Raw genomic sequence first — 7,163 nt, 5'->3', positions numbered from 1 at the left:
GCGATCGACCCCTGTCTACAGGCGTGGTGGCGGGTAAGGGGGTGGCATTGTCGGATCATCCCCTGACGCGGGCGATGTTGGCAAGGGAGGGATGACGGGGCATGGGATGAATGCGAAATCACCGGATGAACGCGAAATTGTTGAATAAATGCGAAATTGTTGGTAGGGGCGCACGGCCGTGCGCCCCTACGGTCTGTGGTTATTGTCTGACCATTGCGCCCCTATGGTCTGCTTGGGAGAAGGAAGGGCTAGGGAATGGGGCCAATGTTATCGCCTGAGCAGCTACGTTTCAGATTCGCTGCTGCTATAACTAAAGCAACACCAGGTGAAGAACCAGTATGGAGACCATGCAACGGATTGGGTTACGAGAAACACTGGAGGCACTGCGGAAAGAACTGAGCGAGGCAATTTTAGTCTCTGAGGGCAAGCAAGTGCGGTTTGAGGTAGGAGAGATTGAACTAGAGTTTCAGATTGCTGTGGAAAAAACCGCCGACGGCAAGGGCGGCATCAACGTTTGGGTGCTGGAGCTAGGGGGCAGTGCTAGTGAGAAAAATGTCACCATGCACCGGGTGAAAATTCCCCTCAAGCCTGTGTGGAAAGATGGCAAACCAATTTTGACCGGGGGTGACGATATTCCCAGCTAGCTCCGTGGGGCTATCTTACATTACTTGGGTTAGTGATAGAGCAGTAATGAGCGAGGGGGTTAAGGAGGTGCTGCCCTCTCGTAGGGGATAAAGTCCCCTACACTCCCTTCTAGACAAATATCAGAGTCATTTCAACTAGCTGGAAACAATTGCCTTCATCCCAACCCCTTTCCCAAAGCGAGGCAGAGGGGCTATGGCTATCTCTTTCTAATCTGGAATGACTATATAGTCAATCGTCAATAGTCAAAGGACTTGGCCTCAGCACTCTGGTTAGGAACTATCAAGTTCAGTAGGAGGATGCACACGATGTAATGCAGAATGTAGATGTCGCATTAGGGAAGAGAGGGGTTGCTGTGCTGTGCAAGGGCTTTGAAGTTGAAATGTATACGGGAACAACAGCAGGTGACATTGTGGGCTTGTCTGACCAGATTGTCGCTGCGTTGGATGGCTTTGTCCGAGAGCCTGATAGCCGCAATGTGGAATATACAACCCCACCGATGACCTGCTACGATCGCCTCCTCTGTGCCCTTGTGCGTCCCCGACAGCGCCTACGTACCTATCTACAGCACCTAAACCCTACCTATACCATCCTTCCTGGTAGCACATTGTCCCTGGGAGATACCCGCTACTTTCAGCGATCGGATCCTGCTAACCCTTATCATACCTACATCGAGCAGACCTACGGTACCAAAGTCGTCACCGCTAGCATTCACATCAATATTGGCATTAGTGATGCAGAAACCCTAATGCGTGCCTGTCGCCTAGTGCGTGTCGAGGCTCCGTTGTACTTGGCCCTATCAGCCTCCTCTCCATTCCTCGATGGCATAGCTACTGGATCTCACTCTACCCGCTGGCAGGTCTTTCCCAAAACTCCGCAGCATGTGCCGTTGTTTGAGAGCCATGCCCATTTCATTGGCTGGACGAATGAACAACTTGCAGCGGGCACGATGCAAAATGTGCGTCACCTGTGGTCGTCTGTTCGCCCCAACGGCAACCACCGCCCCTACTCACTGAATCGTCTGGAATTACGAATCTGTGACCTGATGGTTGATCCTCTGGCACTGCTGGCAGTCACAGCCCTATTGGAAGCACGGCTGACACAACTGCTGACTGATTCCAGTTTGGATCCATTGGAACAAAGTACCCTAGCAGCTACGACCCGTGCTGATGAGTTGGTAGCGCTGGCAGATGCTAACGAGGCGGCGGTTGCCCGCTACGGTCTGGATGCTGAGCTACGCCATTGGCAAGATGGACGGACGATCGTGGCGCGAGATTGGGTGCAAGAACTGTATGCCGAAGTCTGGACAACGGCGAAAGCAGAAGGATTTAGCTGTTTTCTGTCTCCTGTGCAGAAGATTTTGCGAGAGGGGAACGAAGCGCAACAGTGGCTAAAGCTCTATCAGGCTGGGTGGGATGTGCGTTCCATCATTACCCAAGCGGCTGAAGCCATGCTGGTGCAAGAAACTGAGTTGGCAGCACAAATTTGTCAGCCTGTGGCAGCATAGCTGTGGACAAGCTGTGCATAGATGATGGGAGTTCCTGCCTATGGGTTGGAAGTCGTCGGTTGCCATGATGCCACTGGTGCTATGGGGAGGGTTGATGCGACCTGCTCAGGCTGAAGCTGGTCTAGTTGTAGCTTATCCACCTGCTAACCATCAAACTACGGCTGCCCAGATTTTTTTGATTGGTACAGCTCCGATCGCAGGGGTAGTGACGGTGAACGGGCAAGCAATCACTCGCAACTCGGCTGGGCACTTTGCCCCTAGCTTTCCCCTCAAGGTAGGAGACAATCGCTTTGAGGTGCGCTATCAAAACCAGGTGATTACCCTAACTATTACTCGCCTAGACACCAGGCCCAAGGTGCCTACATCCCTGGCGTTTGCCCAAGATTCTCTTCAGCCTGCGGTGGCGATCGCTCGCTTGCCAGGAGAGGTGGTGTGTTTTGAGGCCATTGCTCCTCCAACGGGTAGGGTCATGGTGCAGGTGGGCGATCGTCAGTTGGCTTTACAACCCCAAGTGGCCAGCGTCGAGTTGCCCCCTAATTATGCTGTGCTGACTCGTCAAAATCAGCCTACTCCCATTGCCCAGACCGGACTGTTCCAAGGCTGTACCGTGTTCGATCGTCCCATGGCTGCTACGGTGCCCCGCTTTACCCTAACCTTTAACGGACAAACCCTAACCCAACCAGCACCGGGTACGGTGACGATTCTAGAGCCTAATCGTTTCCGGGCAGCGATCGTCACGGCTGAAGCTGGCGTGGCCCGCACTGGCCCCAGCACAGACTATTCTCGCCTCACACCCCTCCCCCAGGGAACTCAAGCCCTGGTAACTGGTCAAGAGGGAAGCTGGCTACGCCTAGACTATGGTGCTTGGATCCGGAGCAGTGAGGTGCAGGTTGTGGATGTAGCTATCCCGCCGCGATCGCTGATTCGCAGTCTGAAAACCCGTGATCTTCCCGACTGGACGGAAGTACACTTTCCGCTACAAGTGCCTGTACCAGTCACCATCACTCAAGAGGATCGTCTCTTTTCCATCACGCTACACAATACCGTTGCCCAAACAGACACCATCTACGCCCCTCCTAATCGATTGCTCGATCGCCTAGACTGGCAGCAAATTACACCCACCCAAGTGCGCTATCAATTGCGCTTCAAGCCTCGGCAACAGTGGGGTTATACCCTGCGCTACGAAGGCACAACCTTGGTGCTTGCCCTACGCCATCCACCTGATCGACAGAACATCACCGTCCTATTGGATCCAGGCCATGGGGGTGATGCAGATATTGGCGCTAGAGGGCCAACGGGTTATCCAGAGAAGGCTGCTGCCCTGACAATCTCTCAACTGCTGCGTGCAGAATTGGAACAGCGTGGATTGCGGGTCGTTATGACTCGCGAGGCTGATACCGATGTGGGCCTGGCGGCGCGTGTCGCTCTGATTCAGCAAACACAACCCACGATCGCCCTTAGCCTGCACTACAACGCCTTACCCGATGATGGCGACGCTCTCAATACTAGTGGCGTTGCTGTCTTTTGGTTTCATCCCCAAGCCTACAGCCTAGCCGTGTTTTTACACGACTACTTGGTGCAGCGTCTTCATCGCCCCTCCGATGGCGTGTTTTGGAACAACCTTGCCCTAACTCGTCCTACGATCGCCCCTAGTCTATTGTTAGAACTGGGTTACATGATTAACCCCGACGAGTACGAGTGGATTATGGATCCCAAAGCCCAGCAGCAATTGGCGGCTACCTTGGCAGATGGGGTCGTTGCTTGGATAGATCAGCAGCTTGCCCCTGACTAATCTCCTGACTAATCTCCTGACTAATCGTGAGAGGATGTGTTAGCGTGTCCGTACTGGCCACATCAGAGGCTAGACGATTGTAAGCCTAGCCGTTGATGATCGGTTAACCCATTCAGAACTTTTTGGTCAACCTTGGTCAACCATTCTTGGATATGGCACGTTGGATATGGCACAGTCTCACCCGATCGCTGACTGGTTAGAGCGTCACTGGGTCAGCCCCGCCTATGCAGGTAGCCTGCTGACAGGCATTGCCCTCAGCTTCTTTGGGGCTGCTACCAATACCTTAGCGGGTTGGCTTTATGTTATCAGTGGCCTAATTTTGGCGATGCTGGTCATCTCAGCCATTTTGCCCGTGCGATCGCTGCGGGGGATCAAAATCCATCGGTACCCGATCGAGCCAGTCAGCGTTGGCGATCCCCTGATTGTTGAACTGGAGATCAGCAATCACACCAACCAACCCAAAACCCTCTTGCAGTTGCAAGACCTAATTCCCCAAAAGTTAGGTGCTCCTGCCCAAACCGTGCTAGAGCGTATACCTGCCCGTGATCGTGCCCTTTGGAGCTATCGCTATCCTACAGAACGGCGGGGAGTCTATCGATGGCATGAAGTGCAATTGCGGACAGCTACGCCGTTGGGACTATTTTGGTGTCGGCGCAGTCGGCAGGTGCCTGCGGTGGCGATTGTCTATCCTACAGTGTTGCCCCTGAGTCGATGTCCGTTAATTGACGCAATGGGCCGGGATGAAAACCCCCAGTTTAGCAGCAACCATCGCTCTCACATGGCCACAGAAGGATTAACCCGTGCTTTGCGTCCCTATCGCTGGGGTGATCCCACCCGTTTGATTCATTGGCGCAGCAGTGCCCGCTATGGTACGCTGCGTGTACGCGAACTAGAAATTTTCACCGGCGGTCAAGAGATTATCATCTGTCTAGACAGTGCTGCCAGTTGGGATCACGCCCAGTTTGAGCAAGCTGTGATTGCAGCCGCATCGCTCTATTTCTACGCCCTGCGCCAAGCCATGCTTGTGAAACTGTGGACTGCAGGGTCTGGACTCTTGCACAGTGAGACAACCCTAGCAACCAATGGCGGACGCACAAGCTGGCAAAGTTCTCAAGCTGCCCTAGAAACCTTGGCTTCTACCTATGCAGGCGAAGATTTAGTAACCGAACCACCAACCGATGTGCCTCTGCTGTGGTTGACGACCAATGCGGCTAGCCTAGAAGCCTTGCCTACTGGTAGTCGGTGGTTGCTGTGGCCCGGCGCAAGTCAAGCCGCAACGATGCTCGATTTGTCCCCTAGTTCTGTTGGGCACCCCGGCCTTGTAATTCAGCCAACAGAAACTCTTTTGACGCAGCTACAAGTCAATCCAGATAAGGTCTTGGTGTAATCTGACTGCATAGATCATCAGACTAGATTCAGAACCTGTCTTCACCGATCAACTAGTCATGGCGTGATTATGGCGACAATTGCAGGGTTTGCACGATGTCAATAATCTGGTGAGCTAGTTCAAGCTTGGTACAGGGGGCGATCGCAATCTGTCTGCCTGTTTTGTCCAGCACAATCGCTTGATTGCGATCGCTGCCAAAACCGCTATCAGCCTGGTCAATAGGATTAGCAACTATCACATCCAAGCCCTTGCGCAGAAGCTTATCTTTCGCTGGAGTAACAACATCACCTGTTTGGGCAGCAAAACCCACTAAGCATTGATGGGGCTGTTTTAACATGGCTAACTCTGCCACAATATCAGGCACAGGGACAAGGGGCAATTGCTCCGGCAAGTCGGCCTTGGCAAGTTTCGTCGCGCTATAGGTTGCTGGCTTTACATCGGCAACTGCTGCCGCCATCAATACCCAATCCACATTCAACACATGCTCTAGCAAGGCATGACGCATCTCTTCAGCCGTCAGCACTGGCACCATCTGCACCGACTCTGGTAAGCATGGGTATGGCATTAGTAGTGGAGCATGGACAAGGATTACGATCGCCCCCCGATGGGCAGCAGCTTGGGCAAGGGCGACCCCCATCTTGCCACTAGCCGGGTTACCCAGAAATCGCACTGGATCCAAATGCTCACGGGTACCCCCCGCGCTGATCAATAGACGCTTGCCTAGCAAATCACGACGACCAACGGTATATAGCAGGGAGGTAATATATGCCAGGATGGTGGCGGGTTCTGCCATGCGTCCAGGAGTCTTAGGCACAGGAGCATCTACCGGAGTGCAAGCCAGCACACCTGGCTCAGGAGCAATACCATGGTAGCGAGAATCCGCCAGTAAGAGCTGCCAATTGCGCTGCACAGATGCCTGTTGCCACATGACGTTGTTCATTGCTGGTACTAGCAATACTGGACATGTAGAAGCCAGCACTACATTGGTCAGTAGATTATCAGCAATACCCTGAGCTAACTTGGCGAGGGTATTAGCACTGAGGGGAGCAATGATCAAGACATCTGCCCACTCGCCTAGCTCGATATGCAGAGGTCGTCCATGCGTAGGCTGCCAAAAACTCTGATCGGTATAGGCTGCACGGCGACTGAGGGTGGCGATCGTCAGCGGCGTAATAAATTCCTCAGCGGTGCTGGTCATCACAACTCGCACATCAGCCCCCGCCTTCGCCAAAGTAGAAATTACCTCACAGAGCTTATAAGCGGCAATTCCACCTGTAATGCCGATGAGCACTCGTCTACCACTGACTACCCCGTCAGGATTCGTCATAGGCTTCTAAATCCAGCAAGTGCAGGTATGGTTCAACCAGTTCTGGCCGCTGAAAGGCGATCGCTCGCAGGCAGTGCCAATCATCCAGTGCTGCAAACGGACTGGTGTAGTGATCATTCTCTAACCGCATGGCGAGTGCTTCTACATCTGCTGCCGTCATGGTAGCAATGTCTCGAGAAAATACTGTGGTTTGTTGCATATGCCTTGCCCTCTCTCATTCTAGAAGCGCCTAACCTAGTTATATCAGGGTTCAGGGTTCAAGATTGATCGTCACTTAGCTGAAATCCTGACAGCGCCCAGTGATCGTATCCGATGTAGATTGCACCATAGCCCTCCTAATAGGGAGCAACAGGTATCTAGAGCTATGGAAGATAGAGTTGCTTCAATTTAGGTTGAAGCAGTTGCCCTCACCCCAACCCCTCTCCCAAGCCCGGCGCGGGGCGCTGAGGTGGGGGCATCCCACATGTTTAGCACACACCCAAAAATCCACGACCAAAACGAGGCCCCG

6 protein-coding genes are annotated in these 7,163 nt (G+C 53.3%); 4 read left to right on the top strand and 2 right to left on the bottom strand.

Translation table 11 applies throughout. The features are described 5' to 3' along the window. The first annotated feature begins 338 nt into the window (after positions 1-338). The 4 genes from NZ772_10420 to NZ772_10405 all read left to right on the top strand — a co-directional run bounded on the left by NZ772_10420 (position 339) and on the right by NZ772_10405 (position 5,328). Entirely contained in the window at positions 339-644 is a 306-nt protein-coding gene (locus tag NZ772_10420; protein ID MCS6813965.1) for a hypothetical protein, read from the top strand. Positions 645-997: 353 nt separating this feature from the next. Beyond that, the gene (gene gshA, locus NZ772_10415; protein MCS6813964.1) at positions 998-2,149 is read left to right on the top strand and encodes a glutamate--cysteine ligase; all 1,152 of its coding nucleotides are present in this window, start codon (positions 998-1,000) and stop codon (positions 2,147-2,149) included. Between the two features lie 40 nt (positions 2,150-2,189). Next, on the top strand, positions 2,190-3,941 hold the full coding sequence (locus NZ772_10410; GenBank protein MCS6813963.1) for an N-acetylmuramoyl-L-alanine amidase: 1,752 nt from the start codon (positions 2,190-2,192) through the stop codon (positions 3,939-3,941). Positions 3,942-4,107: 166 nt separating this feature from the next. Further along, a complete protein-coding gene (locus NZ772_10405) occupies positions 4,108-5,328 on the top strand; it encodes a DUF58 domain-containing protein (GenBank protein MCS6813962.1) in 1,221 nt (406 codons plus the stop codon). A gap of 67 nt (positions 5,329-5,395) precedes the next feature. Here NZ772_10405 and coaBC read toward each other — a convergent pair whose 3' ends face one another. Then, on the bottom strand, positions 5,396-6,655 hold the full coding sequence (gene coaBC / locus NZ772_10400) for a bifunctional phosphopantothenoylcysteine decarboxylase/phosphopantothenate--cysteine ligase CoaBC (protein ID MCS6813961.1): 1,260 nt from the start codon (positions 6,653-6,655) through the stop codon (positions 5,396-5,398). Continuing rightward, positions 6,642-6,854 (bottom strand): DUF2555 domain-containing protein, encoded by a 213-nt coding sequence (locus tag NZ772_10395; GenBank protein MCS6813960.1) that lies wholly within the window; start codon positions 6,852-6,854, stop codon positions 6,642-6,644. Before NZ772_10395 ends, coaBC begins: the two co-directional genes overlap by 14 nt. Between the last annotated feature and the right edge of the window lie 309 nt (positions 6,855-7,163).

It is taken from the genome of Cyanobacteriota bacterium, assembly GCA_025054735.1.
Lineage (GTDB): Bacteria > Cyanobacteriota > Cyanobacteriia > SKYG9 > SKYG9 > SKYG9.
Note: the sequence above shows the minus strand (reverse complement) of the source record. Positions and strands in the feature narration are given on the sequence as shown.

Excerpts from the sequence above, each read along its gene's own strand:
- NZ772_10420 (MCS6813965.1), top strand. The coding sequence starts at position 339 with ATGGAGACCATGCAACGGATTGGGTTACGAGAAACACTGGAGGCACTG.
- NZ772_10410 (MCS6813963.1), top strand. The coding sequence starts at position 2,190 with ATGGGTTGGAAGTCGTCGGTTGCCATGATGCCACTGGTGCTATGGGGA.
- NZ772_10395 (MCS6813960.1), bottom strand. The coding sequence starts at position 6,854 with ATGCAACAAACCACAGTATTTTCTCGAGACATTGCTACCATGACGGCA.
- coaBC (MCS6813961.1), bottom strand. The coding sequence starts at position 6,655 with ATGACGAATCCTGACGGGGTAGTCAGTGGTAGACGAGTGCTCATCGGC.
- NZ772_10405 (MCS6813962.1), top strand. The coding sequence starts at position 4,108 with ATGGCACAGTCTCACCCGATCGCTGACTGGTTAGAGCGTCACTGGGTC.